This is a genomic window from Pseudochrobactrum sp. Wa41.01b-1 (genome assembly GCF_019464455.1).
Taxonomy (GTDB): domain Bacteria; phylum Pseudomonadota; class Alphaproteobacteria; order Rhizobiales; family Rhizobiaceae; genus Pseudochrobactrum; species Pseudochrobactrum saccharolyticum.
The window spans coordinates 1,066,663-1,090,676 of sequence record NZ_CP080493.1 but is presented as its reverse complement, the minus strand read 5'-3'; the positions used below and the strand labels follow the sequence as shown (position 1 = coordinate 1,090,676).

At 50.1% G+C, this 24,014-nt stretch carries 27 protein-coding genes, 1 tRNA gene and 1 other RNA gene; 14 read left to right on the top strand and 15 right to left on the bottom strand.

The window, feature by feature from the left end; all coding sequences use genetic code 11:
* The first annotated feature begins 35 nt into the window (after positions 1 to 35).
* Together K1X45_RS05190 and K1X45_RS05185 are read left to right on the top strand one after the other, a co-directional pair.
* A complete protein-coding gene (locus K1X45_RS05190) occupies positions 36 to 401 on the top strand; it encodes an antifreeze protein (RefSeq protein ID WP_220160014.1) in 366 nt (121 codons plus the stop codon).
* 248 nt (positions 402 to 649) lie between these two features.
* Positions 650 to 726: transfer RNA gene (locus tag K1X45_RS05185), tRNA-Ile, on the top strand.
* Positions 727 to 751: 25 nt separating this feature from the next.
* Here the strand turns inward: K1X45_RS05185 and K1X45_RS05180 are convergent.
* A complete protein-coding gene (locus tag K1X45_RS05180) occupies positions 752 to 1,027 on the bottom strand; it encodes a hypothetical protein (RefSeq protein ID WP_220160013.1) in 276 nt (91 codons plus the stop codon).
* Positions 1,028 to 1,042: 15 nt separating this feature from the next.
* The gene (locus tag K1X45_RS05175; protein ID WP_220160012.1) at positions 1,043 to 1,240 is read right to left on the bottom strand and encodes a hypothetical protein; all 198 of its coding nucleotides are present in this window, start codon (positions 1,238 to 1,240) and stop codon (positions 1,043 to 1,045) included.
* Between the two features lie 125 nt (positions 1,241 to 1,365).
* On the opposite strand from K1X45_RS05175, the gene K1X45_RS05170 reads away from it, so the two are divergent.
* On the top strand, positions 1,366 to 1,725 hold the full coding sequence (locus K1X45_RS05170; protein ID WP_116087801.1) for an MmcQ/YjbR family DNA-binding protein: 360 nt from the start codon (positions 1,366 to 1,368) through the stop codon (positions 1,723 to 1,725).
* A 29-nt stretch (positions 1,726 to 1,754) separates the two neighbouring features.
* Here K1X45_RS05170 and K1X45_RS05165 read toward each other — a convergent pair whose 3' ends face one another.
* The 6 genes from K1X45_RS05165 to K1X45_RS05140 all read right to left on the bottom strand — a co-directional run bounded on the left by K1X45_RS05165 (position 1,755) and on the right by K1X45_RS05140 (position 7,631).
* Positions 1,755 to 2,126, bottom strand: coding sequence for a hypothetical protein (locus K1X45_RS05165; protein ID WP_151159828.1), 372 nt, complete (start codon positions 2,124 to 2,126; stop codon positions 1,755 to 1,757).
* A 230-nt stretch (positions 2,127 to 2,356) separates the two neighbouring features.
* Positions 2,357 to 3,043, bottom strand: a complete 687-nt coding sequence (locus K1X45_RS05160) for an outer membrane protein (RefSeq protein WP_220160011.1) — start codon at positions 3,041 to 3,043, stop codon at positions 2,357 to 2,359.
* 179 nt (positions 3,044 to 3,222) lie between these two features.
* A complete protein-coding gene (locus tag K1X45_RS05155; RefSeq protein WP_220160010.1) occupies positions 3,223 to 4,404 on the bottom strand; it encodes an NAD(P)/FAD-dependent oxidoreductase in 1,182 nt (393 codons plus the stop codon).
* Positions 4,405 to 4,512: 108 nt separating this feature from the next.
* Positions 4,513 to 5,127, bottom strand: a complete 615-nt coding sequence (gene pncA / locus K1X45_RS05150) for a bifunctional nicotinamidase/pyrazinamidase (RefSeq protein WP_022710989.1) — start codon at positions 5,125 to 5,127, stop codon at positions 4,513 to 4,515.
* 67 nt (positions 5,128 to 5,194) lie between these two features.
* A complete protein-coding gene (locus K1X45_RS05145; protein ID WP_220160009.1) occupies positions 5,195 to 6,277 on the bottom strand; it encodes a hybrid-cluster NAD(P)-dependent oxidoreductase in 1,083 nt (360 codons plus the stop codon).
* A 109-nt stretch (positions 6,278 to 6,386) separates the two neighbouring features.
* On the bottom strand, positions 6,387 to 7,631 hold the full coding sequence (locus tag K1X45_RS05140) for an SRPBCC family protein (RefSeq protein WP_220160008.1): 1,245 nt from the start codon (positions 7,629 to 7,631) through the stop codon (positions 6,387 to 6,389).
* A 373-nt stretch (positions 7,632 to 8,004) separates the two neighbouring features.
* Between K1X45_RS05140 and K1X45_RS05135 the strand changes: the two genes are divergently transcribed.
* Positions 8,005 to 8,694 (top strand): D-lyxose/D-mannose family sugar isomerase, encoded by a 690-nt coding sequence (locus K1X45_RS05135; RefSeq protein ID WP_220160007.1) that lies wholly within the window; start codon positions 8,005 to 8,007, stop codon positions 8,692 to 8,694.
* A 7-nt stretch (positions 8,695 to 8,701) separates the two neighbouring features.
* Here the strand turns inward: K1X45_RS05135 and K1X45_RS05130 are convergent, their stop codons facing one another.
* Positions 8,702 to 9,631 (bottom strand): alpha/beta fold hydrolase, encoded by a 930-nt coding sequence (locus K1X45_RS05130; RefSeq protein WP_220160006.1) that lies wholly within the window; start codon positions 9,629 to 9,631, stop codon positions 8,702 to 8,704.
* 259 nt (positions 9,632 to 9,890) lie between these two features.
* Here K1X45_RS05130 and ettA point away from each other — a divergent pair, with 259 nt between their 5' ends.
* The 3 genes from ettA to K1X45_RS05115 all read left to right on the top strand — a co-directional run bounded on the left by ettA (position 9,891) and on the right by K1X45_RS05115 (position 13,114).
* Positions 9,891 to 11,540, top strand: coding sequence for an energy-dependent translational throttle protein EttA (gene ettA / locus K1X45_RS05125; RefSeq protein WP_022710994.1), 1,650 nt, complete (start codon positions 9,891 to 9,893; stop codon positions 11,538 to 11,540).
* A 179-nt stretch (positions 11,541 to 11,719) separates the two neighbouring features.
* The gene (gene tam / locus K1X45_RS05120; protein WP_220160005.1) at positions 11,720 to 12,493 is read left to right on the top strand and encodes a trans-aconitate 2-methyltransferase; all 774 of its coding nucleotides are present in this window, start codon (positions 11,720 to 11,722) and stop codon (positions 12,491 to 12,493) included.
* Positions 12,494 to 12,499: 6 nt separating this feature from the next.
* The gene (locus K1X45_RS05115) at positions 12,500 to 13,114 is read left to right on the top strand and encodes an MOSC domain-containing protein (protein WP_220160004.1); all 615 of its coding nucleotides are present in this window, start codon (positions 12,500 to 12,502) and stop codon (positions 13,112 to 13,114) included.
* Positions 13,115 to 13,153: 39 nt separating this feature from the next.
* Here K1X45_RS05115 and K1X45_RS05110 read toward each other — a convergent pair whose 3' ends face one another.
* From K1X45_RS05110 to K1X45_RS05100, 3 genes are read right to left on the bottom strand one after another with little or no spacing between them, the layout of a single operon-like run.
* Positions 13,154 to 13,741 (bottom strand): hypothetical protein, encoded by a 588-nt coding sequence (locus tag K1X45_RS05110; protein WP_220160003.1) that lies wholly within the window; start codon positions 13,739 to 13,741, stop codon positions 13,154 to 13,156.
* Positions 13,742 to 13,771: 30 nt separating this feature from the next.
* The gene (locus K1X45_RS05105) at positions 13,772 to 14,293 is read right to left on the bottom strand and encodes a hypothetical protein (RefSeq protein WP_220160002.1); all 522 of its coding nucleotides are present in this window, start codon (positions 14,291 to 14,293) and stop codon (positions 13,772 to 13,774) included.
* Between the two features lie 54 nt (positions 14,294 to 14,347).
* A complete protein-coding gene (locus K1X45_RS05100; protein WP_220160001.1) occupies positions 14,348 to 14,665 on the bottom strand; it encodes a DUF2293 domain-containing protein in 318 nt (105 codons plus the stop codon).
* Between the two features lie 141 nt (positions 14,666 to 14,806).
* Between K1X45_RS05100 and K1X45_RS05095 the strand changes: the two genes are divergently transcribed.
* On the top strand, positions 14,807 to 15,793 hold the full coding sequence (locus tag K1X45_RS05095) for a metalloregulator ArsR/SmtB family transcription factor (protein WP_220160000.1): 987 nt from the start codon (positions 14,807 to 14,809) through the stop codon (positions 15,791 to 15,793).
* Positions 15,794 to 15,968: 175 nt separating this feature from the next.
* Positions 15,969 to 16,865: a methylenetetrahydrofolate reductase [NAD(P)H] gene (gene metF, locus K1X45_RS05090; protein ID WP_022711001.1), complete on the top strand. Its 897-nt coding sequence runs from the start codon at positions 15,969 to 15,971 to the stop codon at positions 16,863 to 16,865.
* 365 nt (positions 16,866 to 17,230) lie between these two features.
* Here metF and K1X45_RS05085 read toward each other — a convergent pair whose 3' ends face one another.
* The 3 genes from K1X45_RS05085 to K1X45_RS05075 all read right to left on the bottom strand — a co-directional run bounded on the left by K1X45_RS05085 (position 17,231) and on the right by K1X45_RS05075 (position 19,882).
* Complete coding sequence (locus K1X45_RS05085; protein ID WP_220159999.1) at positions 17,231 to 17,473, bottom strand: hypothetical protein; 243 nt, start codon at positions 17,471 to 17,473, stop codon at positions 17,231 to 17,233.
* 148 nt (positions 17,474 to 17,621) lie between these two features.
* Positions 17,622 to 18,896 (bottom strand): lytic murein transglycosylase, encoded by a 1,275-nt coding sequence (locus K1X45_RS05080; RefSeq protein ID WP_220159998.1) that lies wholly within the window; start codon positions 18,894 to 18,896, stop codon positions 17,622 to 17,624.
* Positions 18,897 to 19,054: 158 nt separating this feature from the next.
* Complete coding sequence (locus K1X45_RS05075; protein WP_220159997.1) at positions 19,055 to 19,882, bottom strand: GH25 family lysozyme; 828 nt, start codon at positions 19,880 to 19,882, stop codon at positions 19,055 to 19,057.
* 316 nt (positions 19,883 to 20,198) lie between these two features.
* On the opposite strand from K1X45_RS05075, the gene K1X45_RS05070 reads away from it, so the two are divergent.
* From K1X45_RS05070 to rnpB, 5 genes are all read left to right on the top strand, one after another.
* Positions 20,199 to 20,624 carry a hypothetical protein gene (locus tag K1X45_RS05070; RefSeq protein ID WP_220159996.1) on the top strand — a complete coding sequence of 142 codons (426 nt, stop codon included), beginning with the start codon at positions 20,199 to 20,201 and terminating at the stop codon, positions 20,622 to 20,624.
* Between the two features lie 166 nt (positions 20,625 to 20,790).
* Positions 20,791 to 21,528: a DnaJ family molecular chaperone gene (locus tag K1X45_RS05065; protein ID WP_022711008.1), complete on the top strand. Its 738-nt coding sequence runs from the start codon at positions 20,791 to 20,793 to the stop codon at positions 21,526 to 21,528.
* Entirely contained in the window at positions 21,518 to 22,348 is an 831-nt protein-coding gene (locus tag K1X45_RS05060; RefSeq protein ID WP_220159995.1) for an N-acetylmuramoyl-L-alanine amidase, read from the top strand. Before K1X45_RS05065 ends, K1X45_RS05060 begins: the two co-directional genes overlap by 11 nt.
* A 243-nt stretch (positions 22,349 to 22,591) precedes the next feature.
* Complete coding sequence (locus K1X45_RS05055) at positions 22,592 to 23,293, top strand: lytic transglycosylase domain-containing protein (RefSeq protein ID WP_220159994.1); 702 nt, start codon at positions 22,592 to 22,594, stop codon at positions 23,291 to 23,293.
* A gap of 214 nt (positions 23,294 to 23,507) precedes the next feature.
* Positions 23,508 to 23,920: RNase P RNA component class A (rnpB, locus tag K1X45_RS05050), an RNA gene on the top strand.
* Positions 23,921 to 24,014: the final 94 nt, after the last annotated feature.

Genomic DNA, 24,014 nt, shown 5'->3' with positions numbered 1-24,014 from the left:
TCGCAACAAGCAAAGAATTATCCAAGGAGGACAATATGTCGGGTTTCTCAATGAAGGCAGCAATTGTTTCCGGCCTGATCGGTCTTGCCGGTGTTTTCTCGGCGGGTGCATCGGCACAGGCCGCATCGCCTGCAGTATCGCTCACTGTCAGTGGAGTGGCGACAACCGGTGCGCCGGTGGTGCAGGTGAACCATCGTCATGGCCATTATAACCGTCCGCAATATCGTCCGAACCGCTATTCCTGCACACCGCGCAATGCGGTCTCTAAAGCATCGCGTATGGGCATTCGCGGGATGCGTGTGCATAGCAACCGCTCAACGATCCGCGTCTCCGGTTATCGCCATGGCCGTCCGGTGAGTGTGCTCTTCGGTAAAGCGCGCGGTTGCCCGATCTTGCGCTAATCCGGCATTGACCGGTTGAATTGATTTCCTGTCAGGCTGTGAATCGAACAGATTCGCAGCCTGATTTTTTATGCGGATAAGAAGACGGCTTTTGGCGCTAAGATTACGGAAATATCTTGTTTTACAGAATGATATGCTGGGTCGCCGTCAATATCCGGTATGTCTTTAAACACTGATTGATAATGTTTTGGCTGATAAGCGAGTTAGTCTTGCGATCATGTTTCGATTCAGGTAGATCGGAATTGCGTGGGCCTGTAGCTCAATTGGTCAGAGCCGGCGGCTCATAACCGCTTGGTTGGGGGTTCGAGTCCCTCCGGGCCCACCATCCTCACTTGGATTTGTTAGCGTTATTATATGCGCATTATTGCCAGCGCAAAGCTGGTGATTGTTGCTGCGGCTAAAATCCAGTTGGTCACTGTGATTGTGAGTTCCTGCTTCCGGAGCAATCTTAAAACAAACCAGACCACAGCCCATGTTACGGCAGTACCGATAAATATGGCTCCGGTGAAGCTAATCAGTATTTCAGAGACATCTGTTCCCGAAACAACCTTCCCGAGAGCCTTGCTGCTTCCGTGCAGCAAAGCCAATATTATAAGAGTTGCAGCCGAGTTCATAACTGGTTTCATGGAGACGGCTTTTGCTTAAAGCGCGTCTTCCTCGTTTTCATCATCATCATCGGATTCAACAACATCCCATAGAAAGGCGCGTAGGCGTTCCTCAATGCTTTTTCGTGAAGCGCCGGATGCTTCCATGTCGCGCTTAATTTTGAAGAAACGGTCTTTGTCGGTGAGTGAAAGATATTTTGTTGCGGATTCTAGGTTTGATAATTCACTGGCCATAAATGTCGGATGCTTCTTAAATGGTGAAAAGGACGGGAGTGCGTAGTTTAACATCTTGGTGTTTAAAAACAGTAAGATATTATCTCTGTTCTGTGCAGATCGTTTTTTTGATGTGGTGAGTAGCTATGACTTATGACGAATATAATGCCTTTTGCAGCAGCTTGCCGGCAACAACTTATGTTGTTCAATGGGGTGGTTCACATGTCTGGAAAGTCGGCGGCAAGGTTTTTGTCATTGGCGGCTGGCATAATGACCAGCCGAGTTTCAGTTTCAAAGTCAGTCATATTGCATTTGAAATGCTGCAGGAGCAGCCGGGGTTGCGCCCTGCACCATATCTTGCCTCACGCGGCATGAAGTGGATACAGCATTATGCGGAGCCGGGTCTCAATGATGATGAGCTGAAGGATTATATCCTGCAATCTTACCATCTTGTCGCGCAGGGGCTGTCAAAGAAAAAGCAAAAAGAACTCGGTTTGCTGATATAGGCTTTGTGTTCGGGAAATTTGCGCCGATATTACCGCAGAGACCTTTTCATAATCAGAGGCTCATTGGATCTTGGCGCGGTGTAATTCATGACCACCCGTATTGTTCTGGATTTAACATCGGTTTTATTGGCGCAATCCAGAAGTGCCTGTTGTGCGCTGAGAGCAAAGACTTTGCCTGCTTCCCGCACAGGGCGATATTCGACAGTGATGATCTCCAATAACTCACCTTCCGCATTATAAGTGACTTCAAAAATGGCTGATGCTTTTTGATAGTCAATTTTCTCCGGCAATTTCCAGCATTTACCTGCCATTTCGGCAATCACTTCGCCGATAGGGGCGGCATGAAGTGAAGACGGAAACAGGCTGCAAGCCAGAAGAATTGCGAAACAGGACTTATTCATATCTCTCCCGATACATCATAGTGCTGATGTATAGATAAGCATAAACCATGCCGAGGGGTAGGTGTCGGGGATTATAATATGGGTATGGTGATAAAGAATATGGGGGCTCGCCACCGGCAGGGAATTGTAAGACCTTTTGTGACGGCGTTTTTGCTGCCGGTTTGAGTTGGCTGTTCAGAAATAAAAAAGCCCCGCAATGCGGGGCTTTCTTTTTAGTTCGCAAATATGGATTAGAACTTGTAGTTCACACCAACGCGTACTGTGTGGAACGGAGCCTTAACTTCACCGAAGCGAACGCCGTTTACATCATCCAGTTTCAGCTTGCCGAGGTCGGTGTAGAGGTATTCGGTCTTCAGAGTTACGTTGTTTGTAACAGCGTATTCTGCACCGGCACCTACAGTGTAACCAACTTTAGTGTCGGACTGGGAGAAGCTGTTTACGCCATCAAAAGCGGAAGCTTTGATTTTACCGTAAGCAACACCACCTGTTGCGTAAACCATGAAGCGGTCAACCGGTGTGTAACCGAGACGAACGCGGGTTGTACCGAACCAGTTGATTTTGGCTTCTGCACCGGCAGTCTGGCCGTTGTAGCTCAGTTCTGCATCGGATTTCAGGTTGCCGCCCTGGAAGTCGGTTTCGATACCAACGATGGTCTGGTCGAACTGCCAGTTGTAACCGGCCTGAATACCGCCGAGGAAGCCGCTTGCATTGTCTTTAGCGGATACTGCGAAGTTGTCGTAACCGTTGAACTTGTTCTTGCCGCCTGCATAACCGGCGTTAAGACCGATATAGCCGCCTGTCCAGGAGAAAGTGTCAGCTACAACAGCAGGGGCTGGTTCGTTGTAAACGATAGCATCAGCTGCGAAAGCGCTTGTGGAGGAGAGAAGCAGAGCAGCTGCCAGAGTTGTATATTTCATGTGATGAACTCCTTTTAGATTTCGTTAGAAACATAAAATATAGCCTCGGAAATGTCTGTCACAAATATGCAACAGTAAGTTCTTATCGACTTGAAGTAAATGTGATCGCATTGACACTTTTCCGCCATAATGTAATTGTGCGCGCCGCTCACGAAAACGTGTGATTTGTCACGTAAATATTATGCGGCCTGACCTGCGCTGTGGCCCGATGCCCATGCCCATTGGAAGTTAAATCCGCCAAGCCAGCCGGTTACATCCACACATTCTCCAATGAAATAAAGACCTTGTACCTTTTTGGATTCCATCGTCTTTGAGTCGAGCTCATCAGTGCTGATACCGCCGAGTGTAACTTCCGCCGTGCGATATCCTTCGGAACCTGCCGGTTTGATATGCCAATCCTGAATTGCGGCAACAAGATTTGTTAAAATCTTGTCAGACAAATCAGCCAGAGGCTTGTTCAATTGTGTCTTTTCCGTGAAAAACTGGGCTAAACGGCGGGGCAGCTTTTCTGCAAGAGCCGTCTGGACAGATTGTTTGCCATTCGTTTTTCGTGCATTTTTTAACAATGCGAGAAAGTCAAAGTCCGGTTCAATGGTCAAAACGACCTCATCACCCTCGCGCCAATAGGATGAAATTTGCAGAATCGCAGGGCCGCTCATGCCGCGATGAGTGAAAAGCAGTGCTTCGCGGAATCGGGTTTTGCCATGTTTAAGCTCGGCATCGACGGCTATCCCTGAAAGCGGGCTGAGCTGTTCCAGCAGATTAGGCTCCAGCGTCAAAGGCACAAGGCCGGGGCGGGGTTCAATCAGACTGTGACCAAACTGACCGGCAATAGTGTAAGCAAAGCCAGTGGCGCCCATTTTCGGGATGGATTTGCCGCCGGTGGCAATGATCAGCGATTGCGCTTCGATTTTGCCATAGCTTGTTGTGATCAGAAAACCGTCTGTGGTTTTGCTGATGTCCGAAACTGTGGTGTTGAGGTCAAGCCGCACATTGGCCTGCTGCATTTCCGTGCGCAGCATATTGATAATGTCTTTGGCGCTATGGTCACAGAATAGCTGCCCCAATGTTTTTTCATGCCAGCTGATGCCGTAGCTATCGACCATGGCGATGAAATCCTGCGGCGTGAAGCGTGCCAGCGCGGATTTACAAAAATGCGGATTGGCGGACAGGTAGTTTTTTGCCGTTGCATGAATATTGGTGAAGTTGCAGCGGCCGCCGCCGGAAATGCGGATTTTGTCACCGGGGGATTTCGCATGGTCAATCAGTACGACGGAGCGACCCCGCTGACCGGCACGGATTGCACACATCATTCCGGCTGCGCCTGCACCGATAATTACAACGTCTTTTTTCTCAATCACGGTGAGGCTTTCTGTTCCGGAAAACGGGTAGGAGGATAAAGGCGTCTATATAAAGCAAAAAAGGCAGCCGTCGAGCGCTGCCTTGTTAATTGCGGAGTGAAAGCAGTTTTAACGGAACGCTACGCCCGCATTGCGCATCTGGCTCATCATGGTTTGCAGCGAGCCGCCAATATCAATCGCGCGGCTTAAATCCGGCAATACGGTGACTTTGAAACCTTGAGCTGCGGCATCCAGTGCTGAATAGGCCACACAGAAATCAGTGGCCAGACCTGCGAGTGTTACATGTTTAATGCCGCGCTCGCGCAAATAGCCGCCAAGACCAGTCGGGGTCATGTGGTCATTTTCGAAGAAAGCGGAATAGCTGTCGATAGCTTTACGATAGCCTTTGCGGATCACCAGCTCGGCCTTTGTCCATTGCAGGTCTTTATGAAACTCCGCGCCATGGGTTCCCTGTACGCAATGATCCGGCCACAAAGTCTGTTTGCCATAGGACATCGTCACCATTTCATAAGGCTCACGGCCTTCATGGGTCGAAGCGAAGCTGGAATGTCCTGCGGGATGCCAGTCCTGTGTCAGGATGACATGGTCAAAGTGCTCAATCTCCTGATTGATGCCTGCAACGATACTGTCCCCGCCGGCTACAGCCAGCGCGCCTCCGGGGCAAAAATCATTCTGAATATCAATCACAATAAAGGCGGAGTTTTTCTGATCGTGTTGTGGCATCCCATTCTCCCGCTGCGTCACGTCCGAGAGCGATCAGTGACGAAAGCACGCGGAAAGGTCAAGAGGATCAGGCTTCGATTTCCACCCGACCCAAAGGATGCGAGCAGCACGCAAGAATATAGCCTTCTTCAATTTCATCATCACGGATACCGCCATTATGATTCATAACGGTTTCGCCACTGAGGCATTTGACTTTGCACGTACCGCAGACACCAAACTCGCAGGCGCTTGGTATTTTCAACCCGCCGTTACGCGCTGCCAGCAACACAGTATCGGTCGGGCTGCACTGCACTTCCATGCCGGATAGTGTGAAAATAACGCTCGGCGCTTCTGTCTCCGCATCACTGGCTGCGGCTTCAAGCGCGGCAGGCACCGGTATAGCGGGCGCTTCCGAGGCCGGTTGAAAACTTTCCTGATGATAATTATCCATGTTGAAGCCATTAGCTTCAAGCATGTCACGCACGGCGCGCATAAACGGCTCGGGGCCGCAACAAAAGACTGTGCGGTCTTTGAAGTCCGGCGCGGAAATATCAATAATACTATGGCTGATACGGCCATGAACGCCGCTCCAGACATTGCGGGCGATGGAACGCTCAACAACCAGCTGCAGACGCAGATTATCCATGCGGCTGGCCAGCAGTTCCAGCTCTTTGCGGAAAATGATTTCATCCGGTGAGCGGGCACAATTGAGAAAAACCACATCGCTGGCCGGTTGCGTATCATAAAGGAAACGGGTCATCGACATCATCGGTGTGATGCCGGAACCGGCAGAGATGAAAAGGTATTTTTTGCCCGGATGCGAAACGAGCGAGAAGTCACCGGCTGGGCCAAAAGCTTTCAGCTGCATGCCCGGACGCATATTATCCAGCATCCAGCGGGTGCCGATACTGCCTGCCTGTGCCTTAATGGTGATGGATACGGAATAAGGGCGCGACGGCGTGGAGGACAGCGTATAGGTGCGCATGACCGGTTCCGGTGCGGCCGGTATCTCAATCGTGATGAACTGACCCGGCATATAGCGGAACCAGTTATTATTCTCCGGCGTGCGGAACGAGAAAGTCATCACGTCCGGCGCTTCTTCAATCGCCGCATCACATTCCAGAACCTGAAGCCTGTCGTTCCACGGCAGCATTTCATCAAGATATTTCATTCGTGCTGCTCTTCACCTGAAGGGGGGCTTGAGGTGGGTTCATACTGAACCTGCCTGTCATGATATTGTCCGGAGCGCTGTGTTGCGCTCCGGGATATTGCGTTGAGTATCAGGCCACGCGGCTGAGTTTAGCAACTTCGCCTTGCAGACGCGGGGTGATGAAATTGGCGTACCATTCAATAAATTGCATGACGCCGCCTTCATGCTCCACGGAATAAGGCCCCGGCTGATAGGCCGGTGAGCGGATGCCGCGGGCGTTTTCTTCCACAATCCGGCGATCCTGATCATTGGTTTCGATCCAGACATGGGTCAGTTCATCGAGATTGTAATCGACTCCCTCAACCGCATCTTTATTGACCATCCATTTGGTGGTGACCATGGTTTCCTCGGCGCTGACCGGCAGCACGCGGAAGGAAATTGCATGGTCAATCATCACATGGTTCCATGTGGACGGATAGTTGAACAGCAGCATCGCGCCGATTTTGGACGCTCTGACTTCAGAGCTCAGGCTTTTCGCCACAGCGGGCTTGCCGGACATTGTATAACTGTCGGCATCGCGCAGCAGCGGAATGCGGGCAATACGATACTGGCCGCTCTCGGACATGTTGAATTTAGCAGGCAGGCCGGTATCTTCACAGCGCTTCCAGAGCTGGTTGGTTTCCTCATCCTCCATCATGCCCTGTACGCCGGTGGCGCTTGGCGCTTCAGGATAGGTGCGGCACAGTTCCGGATGGTTGGCGGCGCAATGGTAGCATTCGCGGTTGTTTTCCCAGACCAGCTTCCAGTTGCCTTTTTCAATGATCGTGCTTTCAAAGGCGATTTTGGCATCTTTAATCTGATGGGGCGCCAGATAAGGCTCAACTGTTGCGCGGAAAGCGTTGAAATCCGGTGCTTCATCCGCGACGCATATATAAATATAGCCGGCGACCGTTTCGCAATGCACGGTTTTCAGGCCGAAATCCGCCGGTTTGAAATCAGGGCCAACCTGACGGGCAAACAATAACTTACCATCCAGATCATAAGTCCATTGATGATAAGGGCAGACGAGGCGTGCAGCGGTACCTTTTTCCGCTGTGCAGATACGTGAACCGCGATGGCGGCAGGTATTGTGAAAAGCGCGGATGCCGCCCTGACTGTCGCGCACGACAATCACCGGATAATCACCGATCTGCACAGTGATATAGCTGCCTGCTTTCGGCAGTTCACAATCATGGCCGACAAAAACCCATTCACGGTACCAGATATGTTCAAGATCCAGCTTGTAAAAGTCGGGATCTGTGTAGAATTTCTGTCCGAGACTGAAATTCGGGTCGCGCCCCAACAAGTCACTCAGCATCTGATTGCGGACGTCCATAATATGCCTCGCATAGCGTTGTTCATCGGGGGTGCCGGACTTTAAAATATGTCGCTGCCGGAGTGGCTTATGTGCGACATGAAAAAGCCTGATCCCGTATGGGTATTAAGATTGACGACAAGAGTTAAGTCTCAGAATATTTCTCAAAAAATCTGCTCTGATTATCCGTATTCAACCATTGAAATATGGCGGACGCGCATACGAAAACGACATGGGCTTCGCGTAAAGACGACACGCCAAACCGCCGCATCCGGAAATTTATCGGCGGCAATATTTTGTAGCCGAAAAGGGACTGGTCAGACGGGGCAGGCCGTGCTTTTCTGTTGCGCAGACAAGACCCGTATCAAACGGATGACCGCTGGAGGAAACATTTATGAAACGCTCGGAAATTAATGAAATTATCCGTGAAAGTGACCGCTTTATCCGGTCTTTCGGTTTTGTCATGCCGCCTTTTGCCTATTGGTCGCCGGAGGAAATGCGCACCCGTGTGAGCGATGACAGTGCAGCAATCCGTAATGCGCGTCTCGGCTGGGATATTACTGATTACGGGCAGGGGCGTTTCGATGAAATGGGACTGTTCCTGTTTACCGTGCGCAACGGACAGGCCGAAGATCTGCAAAAAGGCACCGGTATGCTTTATGCGGAAAAGATCATGATCTCGCGCGAGAACCAGCTGTCGCCGATGCATCGCCATGTGGTGAAAGCTGAGGATATTATCAATCGCGGCGGTGCCAAACTGGTGCTGGAAATGTTCAATTCCAATCCAGATGGCTCGATTGATGATAAAAGCGACGTGGTTGTTGCCTGTGACGGGCGTATCAAACGGCTGTCTGCCGGAGGTTTACTGAAGCTTGATCCGGGTGAAAGCGTGACCCTGATGCCCGGTAACTGGCATGCTTTCTGGGGCGAGGGTGGTGATGTGCTGATCGGCGAGGTTTCAACCGTCAATGATGATCTGACGGATAATATCTTCCGTGAACCGATCGGCCGGTTCTCTGATGTGGAAGATGATGTCCAGCCACTGCATTTGTTGGTGTCTGATTATGACAAGTGGCTGGCTTAAAGTTCTGTCAGGCGATTGCCTTTAATGCCCATGCTGTAAAGTCCTGCATGAAACGCGCACGATCTGTTTCATGCAGGCTTTCATGACGCATATCCGGATAAATCTGTGTGGTGATATTGCTGAAGCCGGAGGTTCTCAGTCTTTTCTCCAGTGCAAGCAGGGATTTTCCGCCTTCAGTCGAAGGGTCCTGTCCGCCACCCTGTAAATAAAGTGGCATATGCAACGGTATCGCTTGTTGCGGTGCAGGATTGTTGCAGCGACGCATAAAGCGGAAAACATCGATCCACATACTGACCGACGGATCATAGCCGCAGAGCGGATCATTATTATAAAGCGCAACCTCCGCTGTATCATGGGACAGCCAGTCAAATTGTGTCTGATAATTTTTCACCTGCTTTGCCCATGTGCGGAAAGTCATGGCTGGCAGGAAATGGCTGGGAACATCGGAGCCGAGAAACATGCGCTCGGCTTTGAGTAAAGTGAAAGCCAGTGATTGATTCAGCACATTGGCAAAATTGGAATTGCAGATGGCTGCCGCATCGGGCGTACAGAATTTTCCGCATAAAGCAGCGAGTGTTACCAATCCCCCCATGGAATGGCCGAATATTATGAGCGGCAGTTGCCCATGTCTTTCGCGGATTGTCTTTTCAACAAAGCCGATATCCTGCAGCACTTTTTCATCGCCATCTCTGGCTGTGAACTGACCGAGCGGTGCATCAGGTGCGCTGGTAAGCCCGTGTCCGCGATGGTCATGGGCATAGACGTTAAATCCATGCTCCGCGAGATAATCCGCAAATTCCTGATAGCGGGCAGCATGTTCGGCAAGGCCGTGGCTGATCTGTATATTGCCGATTGCCGTTTTCTTCGCCGGTTGAAAACGCAATGCCAGTTTTGCACCGGTCGGACTTAACAGGATTTCAGGATTATCAAACGGCATTGTGAAACCTTGTTTCAGGAGTGCGGAGACTATACTTGTAATAATAATCAGCTATTCAGAGTCTGATCCAAAAGTCGCCCACTTGGCTGCAAATGGTGATTTTTTATTCAGACCCTCAGAGGTTAAACAGGGGAAGATGCTTATCGCGCCTGCTTCGCCTCTGTTCTGGCATTGCCCCTGCGCAATATTTAGCCTAAATAGCGCATCAAAGCGAATTCCCACACATTACGGGCTCAAATTCTCGGAGAACAGCCACCCAATGGCACGTCAATTTATTTATCATATGTCGGGTTTGAATAAAAACTACGGCACAAAGAAAATTCTCGAAAATCTGCACCTGTCATTTTATCCTGATGCGAAAATCGGTATTCTCGGCCCTAACGGCGCCGGTAAATCGACAATCCTCAAGATTATGGCTGGTCTCGATAAAGAGTTTACAGGTGAAGCATGGCTCGCCGATGGTGCGACCTGTGGTTATCTGGCTCAGGAACCGCATCTCGATCCTGAAAAGACTGTTTTCGGCAATGTGATGGAAGGTGTGGCTGACAAGCAGGCCATTCTTGACCGTTATAATGAGCTGATGATGAATTATTCTGATGAAACTGCTGACGAAGGTGCGGCACTTCAGGATATTATTGACAGCCAGAACCTCTGGGATCTGGAAAGTCAGGTTGAAATGGCGATGGAAGCACTGCGCTGCCCGCCTGCCGACGCTGACGTAACCACGCTTTCCGGTGGTGAGCGCCGCCGCGTTGCACTTTGCAAGCTATTGCTTTCCAAGCCAGATTTGCTGCTGCTTGACGAACCGACCAACCATTTGGACGCTGAAACCACTGCATGGCTGGAAAAGCACCTGCGTGAATATAAGGGCGCTGTGCTGCTCATCACGCATGATCGCTACTTCCTCGACAATGTGACTGGCTGGATTCTCGAACTCGACCGCGGTCGTGGTATTCCTTACGAAGGCAACTATTCTGCCTATCTGGAAGCCAAGGCCAAGCGCATGATTCAGGAAGGCCGTGAAGACGATTCCCGCCAAAAAGCGCTTGAGCGTGAACGCCAGTGGATTGCAGCGAGCCCTAAGGCACGTCAGTCCAAGTCGAAAGCCCGTATTAAAGCTTATGACAAGCTGGTGGAAGCGGCTGAAAATCAGCGTCCGGGCGATGCACAGATTCTCATTCCTGCGGGTGAGCGTCTTGGTCAGGTGGTTATCGAAGTTGAAAACCTGTCCAAATCATTTGGCGATCGTTTGCTGATCGACAACCTGACATTCAAACTGCCTCCGGGCGGTATCGTTGGTGTTATCGGGCCGAACGGTGCGGGTAAATCGACCCTGTTCAAAATGATCACCGGTCAGGAACAGCCGGATACCGGTTCTGTCCGTATCGGTGATACTGTTAAGCTCGGTTATGTTGACCAGAGCCGCGATCATCTCGACCCGAACAAGAATGTCTGGGAAGAAATCTCCGGCGGTAATGATATTATCAAGCTCGGCAAGTTTGAAATGAACTCCCGCGCTTATTGCGGTGCGTTCAACTTCAAGGGCGGCGATCAGCAGGCTAAAGTCGGCAATCTTTCCGGTGGTCAGCGCAACCGTGTGCATCTTGCCAAGATGCTGCAGACGGGCGGCAATGTGCTGCTCCTCGACGAACCGACCAACGATCTGGATACAGAAACACTGGCGGCGCTTGAAGATGCGCTGGAAAAATACGCTGGCTGCGCTGTTATTATCTCGCACGATCGTATGTTCCTCGACCGTCTGGCCACGCATATTCTGGCTTTTGAAGGCGACAGTCATGTGGAGTGGTTCGAAGGTAACTTCGAAGATTACGAAGCAGATAAGGTACGTCGTCTCGGACCTGAAAGTGTCAATCCTAAGCGGGTTACTTATAAGCCGCTCACACGATAAAATTTCTGGTTCACAAGCCGCATACAGGGCTGCAAATAGCACTGCCTGCCGTTTTTGACTGCAGAGCTGAAGTCATAGAAACGCTCTCCGAAAGGAGGGCGTTTTTGTTTGTAAAGTGCTTGGCAAAATGCACCGGTGCTATAGATTGCTTGTTACGGGTAAGACAGAGGAGCATCACGATGAAAGACTGGTCGGCACAGCAATATCTGAAATTTGAGGATGAGCGCACAAGACCGGTTAATGATCTCATCGCCCGTATTCCGCTGAAAGATCCTGCCATCATTGTTGATATTGGGTGCGGCCCCGGCAACTCTACTGAGGCATTGAAAAAGCGCTGGCCGCAGGCGCAACTATCCGGTTTTGATGCGTCGCCGGATATGATTGAAAAGGCGCAGGCTCGTTTGCCTGATGTGCCGTTTTATTTAAGCGATGTAACGCAATGGCAGCCGGATGCGGATGTTGATCTGTTGTTTTCCAATGCGGTGTTCCAATGGATTCCTGAGCATATTCAGCATTTGCAACGCCTGTTGAAAGGGCTGAAATCAGGTGCCGCTTTGGCTGTACAAATGCCGGATAACTGGAATGAACCGTCCCATCGTATGATGCGCCAGGTGGCAAAAGACAGTCGCTGGATTGAACGTCTCAATAAAGCGCCCCGTCCGCCAATGCCGAGTGTGAATGCTTATTATGATGCTCTGATACCGTTCGCATCCCATATTGATATCTGGCACACGATTTATAATCACCCGCTTGAGGGACATGCGGCAATTACTGAATGGGTAAAAAGCACCGGCCTGCGTCCGTTCTTAAATCCGCTCAATGAAGATGAGCAGCACGATTATCTGGAGGAATATACGGAACGCTTGGCAGAGCATTATCCGCTGACGGTGGATGGCAAGGTGCTGCTGCACTTCCCGCGCGTATTTATGGTTGTTGTGCGCGGTGAAGATTGAGCCGTGATGACAGATTTGTTCAATAACATTCATGGCAAACGCATAGCGGCACGCAAGGTTACAGGTCGTGTCCGTGGACTTTATATTGCTTCAGGGCAGGATTTTGTAACGCAAGCAATAGACAAATTGCAATGTGACCATGGTGGCATTATCGGTGATTATCATTATGGAATGACGCGTAGAGCCGGTGGCCGCGAGCCGTGGTATCAGCGGGGCACGGTGATCCGTAATGACCGTCAGCTCTCTCTGATTTCTGTCGAAGAATTGGAAAAGATTGCTGCGGCAATGGGGCTTGATGCGATCAGGCCGGAATGGATCGGGGCCAATATTGTGGTGGAGGGCATCGCAGATTTCACATTGCTGCCTGCCGGTACGGTGCTGTTTTTTGACAGTGGTCTGACACTGAAGCTGAACGGGCTGAATGCACCGTGCAAAATCGCCGGAACATCAATTGCACAGCATATTGGCGCTCAGAATGAGGCTGTGTTGGCGCTTAACTTTGTAAAAGCAGCGAAATATCTGCGTGGTCAGACCGGCTGGGTAGAGCGGACGGGCGGTGTTGAGGTTGCAGATAAAATCACTGGACGGATACCGGAACAGTTGTACTACGCGCCGGATTGAAGCGCGTAGCTTATAACATTATCGTTGAGAATGGATTTTTTAGGCAGATGGAATTGCAGCCGTAGCTATTTTTTCAAATCTCCATTCCAAGAAGTACTGTTCTCCTGAGTCATCGGGGGTAGCTGTTGGGTAGTAACAAATTGTGTGATTTACCTCATCATATGCAAGGTAATGTTTGGTATCAATCGTTCCGTTACCTGCTGCATTTGGGGTTTTTACAATCTTATAAATATAGCAAGCTCCAAAAGCGTTCAGAGCAAAAACATTGAATTTATCAACACTGTTCGGGGATAAGAAAGTCGAGCTTCCTACAATGGTTCCGTTAGCATTTGTTGCGTCACCTGTCTGCTGGCCTGTCGTGTTTAAGAAACCGCCAGACCAAGGATTATAAAGCGGGAATTCAGGAATATTTACCCTTTCCCCAAAGGTGACAGCTGTCCAATCCGGGAAACTGTCAACCACAAAATACTGTCCCCTGTCTGTGGCGTCAGGATAAAACGGGGATACTGCTTCGGCTTGATATTCCATTAAAAGCAGATTGTTGCCGTCGCCAATATAATCGATAGCAAGCTGGTATTTGCTGATTGCTCTATAGTCGTACAGAAATATATTTAAATATTGTGACATTTTAAAAGCCTTTTATTTAAAAAATAAGAATTAAGAAATAGCCGTGATTATCCATTTGTCGTCTACATTAAGTCCGTCGCGAAGTATTTCTGCGTCTGTAATTAATACTCGACTTGAATTGGTTTTATCCATAACAAGTTTTTTTGTAAGCGTTGTTTTATCTGTTATGCGGTAGTCATCGATAAAAATTTCGTATTGTGAACCTACAAGTTTGAAAATAAATCTTGGCGATATATCCGAGGTTGTAAAATTAAAGGCGCCAGCAACCGATCCAGTTTTTCCTTGGTTAGGGGATTTCATAGGAATTATTTGCTCGCTATCGCCAAAGAAAAGATTTTCCTTTGGGTTGTACATGAGTACTGGTTGACTTAAATCCGCTGTTAGATGCTTTGGATCTGTCTTTGAAACCCAGTATGTTTCTGCATTTTTATTGTTTCCTGCTTTATCTATTCCCTGTATTGTGTAATTAATAAAGCTGTTTTTTAAGGCGCTTGTTTTAGGGACGATATAGTTTTGATTTAATGATGACTGTATTTGGAATGTATAAGGCATTTAAAAATCCTTTTAGTGATTTAAATTACATTTTTAATCTCCCACATATTTATTTTATTGGTCACTGTAATTACTGTCAGGCAGTAAACCCGTTGCTTGCCATTCTCTGATTTTTTTTGAAATCTGATCTTGAATCCAATAAAGTGCGCTGTCTTTATCCAGTCCTTCGTCGCGCAGTCTGTCGTAGTCGGTGTAGGTGTGGCGGATATAGGCGAGCAGTGTCAGGCGTACGGCATTTTGTGCAGTGAGGCTGCGCATATGCGGTGCGGCAGCTGCTTCGCGGATTTGCTCTGCGTCAAAATACGGCGTATGTGGTGCCAATAAGCGGAGCGTCAGTTCAATCTCTTTGCGGCGTTTTGCGGATGCGGCCATGGAAGCTTCCTGTATGTGCTTTGCCGTGATTATGCTTAAATCAAATATGGTATTTTAAAACTTTTATCAGTCGATTTTAGTTGCAATAATCGCATAGATCACATAAACATATCTTTATGTGTTTTAAATGCGGAGTGCGGTATGATTGGCAAGCCTTTGGCCCTGGAAGAAATGGTGGAAGTGCTGAAGGCTGCGGCAGAGCCAAGCCGGTTGCGTATTCTGACGCTGCTTGCCGGTGGTGATCTGACAGTCTCTGATCTGACATCCATTCTCAACCAGTCTCAGCCGCGTGTATCCCGCCATCTCAAATTGCTGAGTGAAGCCGGTTTAATCAGCCGCTATCAGGAAGGGTCATGGGCCTATTTCCGCCTGTCGGAAACGCCGATCCATCAGGGGCTTTCCCGTGCGCTGATCGGCTGGCAGGATAATCAGGATCCGCTGCTGCTGCGCGATCAGGAGCGTCTGGCGCAGGTGAAGGCCGAGCGCCATGAGCGTGCGACTGCCTATTTCAGCGCCAATGCAGAAAGCTGGGATCAGATCCGCTCGCTGCATATTGACGAAACAATGGTTGAAGATGCGCTGCGCGGTATTGTCGGTGAACAGGCTTTCCAATCGATGCTGGATATCGGCACCGGTACCGGTCGTTTGCTGGAAATGTTCAGCCCGCTTTATGTGCGCGGTGTGGGCATTGATATCAATCGCGATATGCTCACAGTTGCGCGCACCAATCTGGATCAGGCCGGTGTTGCCCATGCGCAGGTGCGTCAGGGCGATATTTATGCGCTGCCGGTTGACCGCGATGGTTATGATCTGGTTACAATCCATCAGGTGCTGCACTTCCTTGACGAGCCGCAATCGGCCATTCGTGAGGCTGCGCGTGCGCTGCGCCCGCAGGGGCGTTTGCTGGTGGTGGATTTTGCGCCGCATGATCTGGAATTCCTGCGTGACGAACATGCCCATTTGCGGCTTGGTTTCAGCGATGAGCAAATGACCGGCTGGATGAGAGCCGCAGGGCTTGAACCGGAGAAAATTGAAGCGCTTGAGCCGCAGGGCGGGCAGGCTTCCGGACTGGTGATTAAACTGTGGCTTGCGCGTGATCCGCGAATGCTGATCGCCGATGCTGCCTGAGGCGCACTTTGAGACGCACTTTGAGGGCACCGGCAATATTGAGTAGCATTCCAATGTTTAGCTTTGCGCCATTCAGGTGCGGGCAGGCGCAGTTGTGATTTTCTTCATGGTGACGTGGCCATGAATATTTGCCCCATGGTGCAAACTATGACGGCAAGAATAACGGAGATTTCCGATGTCTAGTTTTGGCCAGCAGCGCCGTTCCGAGAGCGCGCATCCGATCCGTGTATCCTTCGAGTTTTTCCCGCCGAAAACCGAAGAGATGGAAGATCGTCTCTGGGAGACAGTTACACGTCTGGCACCGCTTAATCCGGCTTTTGTTTCGGTGACCTATGGTGCGGGCGGTTCGACCCGTGAGCGCACCAATAAAACCATTGCCCGTATCATCAAAGAAACATCCATTACACCTGCCGCGCATCTGACCTGCGTGGATGCAACCAAGGAGGAGGTCAATTCGATTGTCCGCTCCTTTGCCTCTTTGGGCGTGACGCGCTTTGTGGCGCTGCGTGGCGATCCTGCAAGCGGTATCGGTGAAGCCTATCAGCCGACACCGGGCGGCTATCAGAATGGTGCTGATCTGGTGGCCGGTCTTAAATCCATTGCCAATTTTGATATCAGCGTTTCTGCCTATCCCGAGAAGCATCCGGAAAGTCCGGATTTTGCTACTGATATTGAAATGCTGCGACGCAAAGTCGATAATGGTGCAACCCGCGCGATTACGCAGTTCTTCTTCGATAATGATCTTTATGAGCGTTATGTGGAGCGTGTGCGCCGCGCAGGCATTTATATTCCGATTATTCCGGGTGTCTTGCCGATCCATAATTTCAAACAGGTGGCGAATTTCTCCAAGCGTGCAGGAACGCGCATACCGGCATGGCTGGCAGATCGTTTTGACGGACTGGAGAATGATCCGCAGACACATATGCTGGTGTCAGCGGCGCTTGCAGCCGAACAGGTGAACGATCTTATTGAGCGCGGTGTGAATGATTTTCATTTCTACACCATGAACCGCTCGGATCTGGCTTTTGCGATTTGCCATTTGCTTGGGGTGAGGGCACCGGTCGCAGCTTAAAATATATGGGATGAAACGAAAAAGCCCTGCGGAAAAATGTTTCCGCAGGGCTTTTCGTTTTTAAAAATGACAGGACTTGATTTATCTACTTTTGCGGAATGCCAAATATGCCGGTGGTATCTGTAAAAGTGATGCCTGCAAAATGTCTCTGATTAAGACCGTAATCTGTATATTTTCTGATTATGAAACCGAAATGCAGATATCAGGTCAGCATCTGAAATTCAGATGGTGAATATGCGAGGTCAGGGAAATACACCGACAATCATTGCTGCGACAAAAACAAAAGCTGCGCAAAATACCAAGGCATTGATTGAACGCGTTAAACCCATATGGATTGCCTCCTGAGCAGGTTGTAAGTTCAGTTTTCAAATGCCGTATGAACAACATTCAAAGGCCGGAAAGTCACTCCTGACAGAACCCGATCTGAGGGAATATGCCGGAGCCGCTTCTCTTAACTCTAAACCGGAAATGTCGCTTCCAGTCTCTTTAACCACCCATGCAAGAGGCATGGTCTCACGATCAAATTGACTGTTTTTTAACTGTGTCAGCACATTTCCCGTTTGTGTCATTTTATCGACATAAACGGCCAAAGAAAAGTCTAATTTCATGGGAGGGCGCTGGGCGGAGCGGTGAAGGCGGCTTTCGCAATCAATGCAGAATTTTAAACTTGTAAAAAATACAATATGTTAGGCAGGTGTCAAAAGTTTTGATGCCGCCGTAAAATTTTTTACAGACGGCATCAAAATCCCACTAAATTTATAGCTTTTCGAGCAATTCACGTGTCGGCCATGAATCGGCAGGCATGCCCAAACGGAGCTGTTCAGTGCGCACGGCATCTCTGGTCATGGTGCCGAAAACACCATCGATTCGACCCATGTCATAGCCGCGTACAACGAGCTTGTTCTGCAGCTCTTTCAGCTCTTCTGTTGAAAGACCGGCTTCCGGTGTGCCGAGCAGGAATGGCTCGCCGCCAGCCAGACGCGCTGCGAAATAAGCGGCGGTCGTGGCATAAACGATGGATTTGTTCCATTCGACGAAAATATCAAAATTGCGGTAGGAGAGGAATGCCGGTCCTTTGCGTCCCATAGGGATGAGCAGGGAGGCGTCACCGTCATCAGCGCCGAGTGCATTGCCATTGACAGACTTTACGCCCCAGCCGCTCCATTTCGAATGGGGCAGGCGATAGGTGCGGATGGAATTTTCCCATGGCAGATCCTGTGTCAGCTGCACGGTTTCCAGCCAAGGCTCGCCGCGCTGCCAGCCGAGTTCAGACAACATACGGGCTGCGGTCATCACCGCATCAGCCACGCTATTGCGCAAATCTACCTTGCCGTCATTGTCGCCATCGACGCCGCGTTCCAGATAATCTTTCGGCAGCAATTGCATCTGGCCGATTTCGCCTGCCCATGCGCCCATGGTACCGGCATCAACAACGCCTTTATCCATCAGTTTCAGCAATGCGATCAGCTGCGGACGGAAAAGCTCCGGACGGCGGCAATCATGAGCCAGCGTAACGAGCGAGTTCAGCGTGTCAAAATCGCCCTGAATAGCACCGAAGTCTGTTTCCAGTCCCCAGAATGCAGCAATCACCGGCCCCGGAACGCCATAGGTGTCTTCGGCCTTTTTGAAGACATCCGCATATTTCACGAGATTTTCGCGGCCTTTTTTCAGGCGCTGTTCGGAAATCAGGCGTTTGGAGAATTCGGCAAAGGTCAGGTTGAAAACGGTCTGCGTGCGGTCACGCTTCAATGTGCGTTCATCAAGCTGGGCTTTATGCAGTTCTGCAAGTGCCTTGTCTGAGATGCCTGCGGCTTTGGCTTCAGTCACCACGCCTTCAAGCCAGACATTATAATCACCGCCGCAGGCCGGTTTTTCAATCGCGACAGCGGCCGGTGCGGATGGTGCTGCTGAGGGAGCCGCAGGCTGCGTTGCTGTAGCAAAAGCAAAGCTTGCAGTAGAGAGAAGAGTAGCGGCAGTCAGAAGTGGTTTAAAAACTGATCTGAAGGCAGACAGGGAAGCAGGGCGTGACATAACTCAGTTCTTTCTGCAGCAAACCTCGGTAAGGTCTTGCTGTTTTGGTTGATCGGGCCGGTTTTGACCAGAGCGTTCAAGTTTTCTGAATTATGTCCTGCATAAACATTTTGTGAAAAAGAAGATGGTAAAGTCAGATTCACGCAGTAAAGGCGATTTTATCTGACTTTGTTGCTTTCCAGCCACTTTCTCCACTGGGCATGATTGCCCGCGAATACGTTAATATCAGCGTCACCCTTGATGCCGGGAATTGTACCTGTTCCGGTATATTGCCAGAAGACCCACGGGTGAGGGCCGTATTTTTCATCCGGATGACCGGCCGTAGAGCGCAGCCAGAACGGATAATCGCTGAAACTGCGCAGATCATTGTCATCGAAGAAATCAACCGTTGTATAGATGACCGGCTTCTTGCCGTAATGACGCTCGATCATGGTCAGGAATGTGCGCATTTCCTTGCGCACAACAGCCGGATCAGGACGAAGTTTACAGGATGGTGACAGCGGGTTCCATTCCATATCAAGAACCGGCGGCAAGGCGTTCGGGTCTTTCGGTACATTGCGGATATACCAGCGTGCCTGATCGGCTGCACTGCGGCAGAAATAATAGAAATGATAGGCGCTGCGCGGAATACCGGCTGCGCGTGAACCTGCCCAATGTTCCGCAAAGCGGTCATCAATGCGGTCGCCGCCTTCTGTTGCTTTAATAAAGACAAAAGAAATGCCGCTGTTGCGCACCTGCTGCCAGTCAACTTTGTCCTGATATTTGGAGACATCCGTACCATGGATCGGATAATGCCACGGGGTTTTACCGGTATAGTCATGGGGCTTGCGATCGTAGAAGCGCGGCGCCTTGGCGCTGGATGAAGGAAGAGCAATCCCTGTGCCGGAGACAGAACCTGCCGACGGTTTCACATCTGAAAAATCATAATCCACAGATGTACATGCACTCAGCACAAGGCTGAGAACGGCAAGTGCTGCTGGCTTCATCGGGTATCATCTCACAACAATCACAGGGAAATCATGAATGCTTTCTTACTGCAAAAGGTTAAATTTTTCCTTTAGAGGAATAAGGATAATTCCTCCCACCAGCGGGATGCGGGCGGACGCATTTTGTCTCAGCCGGTCAATGTCTCGTGCCAAACTGTTTGATTTATAAATATTTTTTGATTAGTTGGGTCATAACTTATACAGGTTTGACGGGGATACTGTCAGAATTGCCGGAATAAAAAGCGGAACAATTAAATATTTCCGGCATTAACGAGAGATTGTAAGCCGCCTTGCTGAAGGCGGTTGAGGAGGTCAAATGTATCGTCTGCTGGCTTTTATCCTTGCTGTCGGTGTACTGACCGGTCTGGTCTTTTCCGGCGGATTTTTGACGCATGACAAGACTGCACAAAAACAACCTGACAGTGTCGCAGCCGTTATTGCTCATTCGGAGCAGGAATTGCAGTCAAAGGCCGATCAGGAACTGGCTGAAATTGACGCCAAAGCTGCACAGAACAGTGTTGCAGGTCCTGCTGTGCTTTTGCCGGAACTGAAGAAACCACTCACAGAAGAAGATGTGAGAGTTGCGGTGCAAAAAGCAGGTGAAGATGCAGAGAAAACCGCTCTGAGTGTCGGCCAGTCTGCAGATCAGGCGGCGGCAGCTAAGAAAACTGCAGAAGACTTCGTGCGTGTGCGTATGGAAAGTCAGATGCGTGCGGAACAGTCATCTGCAAACTCCATGTAAAATTATAAGAGCATTCCGGCTTTCGTTTGCATTGCCGGAAATGCTTTCTCTTTCTGTGCAATGTCCTTAGCGTTCCGGTGCTGGCTGTCAGCAATGTCAGCTGAATTTCATTCAACTCTTTGCGCTTGATGGTTTTCATCAGAGTTGTTTTGAATTACATAAGCTTATGTCGATTTGGTCCAGTATCGCTGATTTTTTAACGCAGACGGCTTACAGTGCGTTTTCCGGAGTGATTGAAGCCGTCCGTACCTATTTTGAGGGCGATGCGGAAACGCGCCGCCGTGTTGCTTTTTCCATCGCCATGATCGCGCTGTCTGCCAAAATGGCCAAAGCTGATGGCATCGTCTCGCAGCATGAAGTGCGGGCTTTTCAGGATATTTTTGAAGTACCGGAAAAAGAGGCGGATCACGTCTCAAGATTGTATAATCTTGCCAAGCAGGATGTGGCCGGTTTTGAGAGCTATGCCCGTCAGATTGCTTCGCTGTGCCGCTCTTCCCAGCAAAACGGCGCGGAAGAGCCTTGCGGTGCGCTTTCCGATGTTCTCGATGGTTTGTTCTATATCGCCAAAGCCGATGGCTATGTGCATGATAAGGAAATGCAGTTCCTGCGGCGTGTGGCGGAAATTTTCGGTATTGAAGAAGACGAGTTTTTGCTGATCGCCGGAAGGCACGTCAATCTCGGCCCTTCCGATCCCTATGCTGTTCTGGGTTTGACGCGCGGCGTAGGATTTACCGAGGCCAAGCAGCATTACCGCAAACTTGTGCGTCAGAACCATCCGGATCTGGTGATTGCCCGCGGTATGCCCTATGAATTTCAGAAAATAGCCAATCACCGTCTGGCTGCAATCAATGCGGCCTGGGCGACACTTGAGAAACAATTGGGTCAGCATGACTATGCAGGATAATTCAACACCGGAAGCCGGTTTGGCACAGAATAATCAGGCCGCCCCGCGCGCCTTGCTGAGCAAAGCTGACTATGAGGGCGCTGTTATTGATGCATCTGCCAATTTCGGCCCGCGTAAAGACGGTAAAGAACCGCGTTTTCTGATCCTGCATTATACGGGGCTTGCGACTGCGCAGGAGGCTCTGGATATGCTCAAATGTCCTGAACGTGAAGTCTCGGCACATTATCTCGTGCATGAAGATGGTCAGGTTGTGCAGATGGTCGCGGAAAGCGAACGCGCATGGCATGCAGGTAACAGCTGCTGGAAAGGGGAGCGGGATATCAATTCTGCTTCTATCGGCATCGAGATTGTCAATCCGGGTGTGCTGGAGAATTTTCCTCCTTTTCCTGATGCGCAGATTTCATCTGTGATCTCTCTCTGCCGCTCGATTTGCGAACGCTATAATATTGCGCCGGAGAATGTGCTTGCCCATTCGGATATTGCGCCGGAACGCAAGATTGATCCGGGCGAGAATTTTCCGTGGGAGACCCTGTTTAAAGCAGGGATCGGTCATTGGGTTGAACCGGCTCCGATCCGCGGCGGACGGTTTTTTGCCATGGGCGATCAGGGGCAGCCGGTTGAGGCCTTGCAGTCCATGCTGGCTATGTATGGCTATGATATCATCATCAATGGTGAGTTTAACGAGCGGACCAAAGTGGTGCTGAGCGCATTTCAGCGCCATTTTCGCCCGATTCAGATTGATGGTGTGGCGGATATCTCGACAATTGAGACACTGCACAGGCTTATTTCTACGAATTTGCGTGAAACCGTAACCAGCTGATTTTTAAAAAGACCTTATTGTTGGCCGCAAGAAATAATCCGCTAATGTTACAGGTTTTTGCAATCTGTGACTTGCTCCGACAATCTTCGGCTGCATTTCCCCGTCAGATACAACCTCAATTTCCTTGAGCAAGTCTGGTGATGGGGCGGACTGTTTCCCAGAAGGAAGGGCGTTGAAAGCTGTTTTTGCATGTCTTGCAAAACCTTTCGACGGATTATGCAACAGTTCCAACGGTTAAGGTTTATGATTAAAAAAATTGGATTTTTATGCGCTCTCAGCGGGGCGGTGGTTTCGTTCGGTCTGACACCAGCCATGAGTGCACCGGTACTTGAAAAAACAAATCTTGTAGACATCCTGAAAGCGAAAAAAGAAGCTTCAGAAAAGACTGCAACAAAGAAGAATGAAGCGACTAAAAACAAGGCTGATACCAGCCGTACTGCCTATCAGAAACAGGCTTCCGGTACTGCCAAAATGCCGGTTATTGAGCGTCGTTCCGCTCGCACCCGCATTGATCTGAATAATCAGATCAGCGGCAAAGCAGAAACCAAGCAGGCGCAGACAGACAAGTCAGGCAAGCCTTATTCCGGCATCATTGCCCGTTATGCATCTTCCTATGGCGTGCCGCTGGCACTGGCTCATGCGGTTGTGCGCAATGAAAGCAATTATCAGGCACATGTTCGCGGCAGCGCCGGTGAAATCGGCCTGATGCAGATCAAGCTCGGTACAGCACGCGGTCTGGGTTATACCGGTTCGGCAAAAGGCCTTTATGATCCGGCAACCAATGTGCAATATGGCATGAAATATCTTGCGCAGGCTCAGAAGCTCGGCGGCGGCACAACCTGCGGCACAATTCTGAAATATAATGCCGGTCACGGTGCCAAGCGTATGAACCCGACATCTGCAAAATATTGCAGCAAAGTTAAAGACTTCATGCGTTCATTCTAAGAGCACAATTGCGACCGTTAACTGAGGTCAGTTAACTGCAATTGCTCTATGCCTGTTTATATTCAGGCTCTGGCGGGACAATTTGTACGCCATAACCTAAATCTAAACAGCCCTTACACAGCAGGGCTGAGATTTTTTACAAAAGCTGGGTTTCCGTCGTCGGAGCCCAGCTTTTTTATTGCGTTTTATGACAGATCAAGCCTATAGACGCATGTCAGCCGGTCGGGCAGCCGCGCTTGTTCAATACCGAAAGGTGGCAAGTGAGGAAAGTCCGGGCTCCATGGAAACACGATGCCGGGTAACGCCCGGCGAGGGTGACCTCAGGGAAAGTGCAACAGAGAGCAGACCGCCTGCCATCGCCCGTAAGGGTATCGGGCAGGTAAGGGTGAAAGGGTGGGGTAAGAGCCCACCGCGCTGCCGGTAACGGGAGTGGCACGGTAAACCCCATCGGGAGCAAGACCGAATAGGGACGGCGTATCAGGCTTCGGTCTGGTAATCAGTTTCCGGATAGCCGTCCGGGTGGGTTGCAAGAGGCGGGTGGCGACATCCGTCCCAGATGAATGGCTGCCGCGTCGGGCTGGAAACAGCCCGGCCATACAGAACCCGGCTTACAGACCGGCTGACAATTCTGTTTAAATTATTTCGGCAAAAGATGCTGCACAAAGCGTCATTTTAACCGCTGATAAATCATAACTGTGCCCATATAATAACCCTTCCTTAA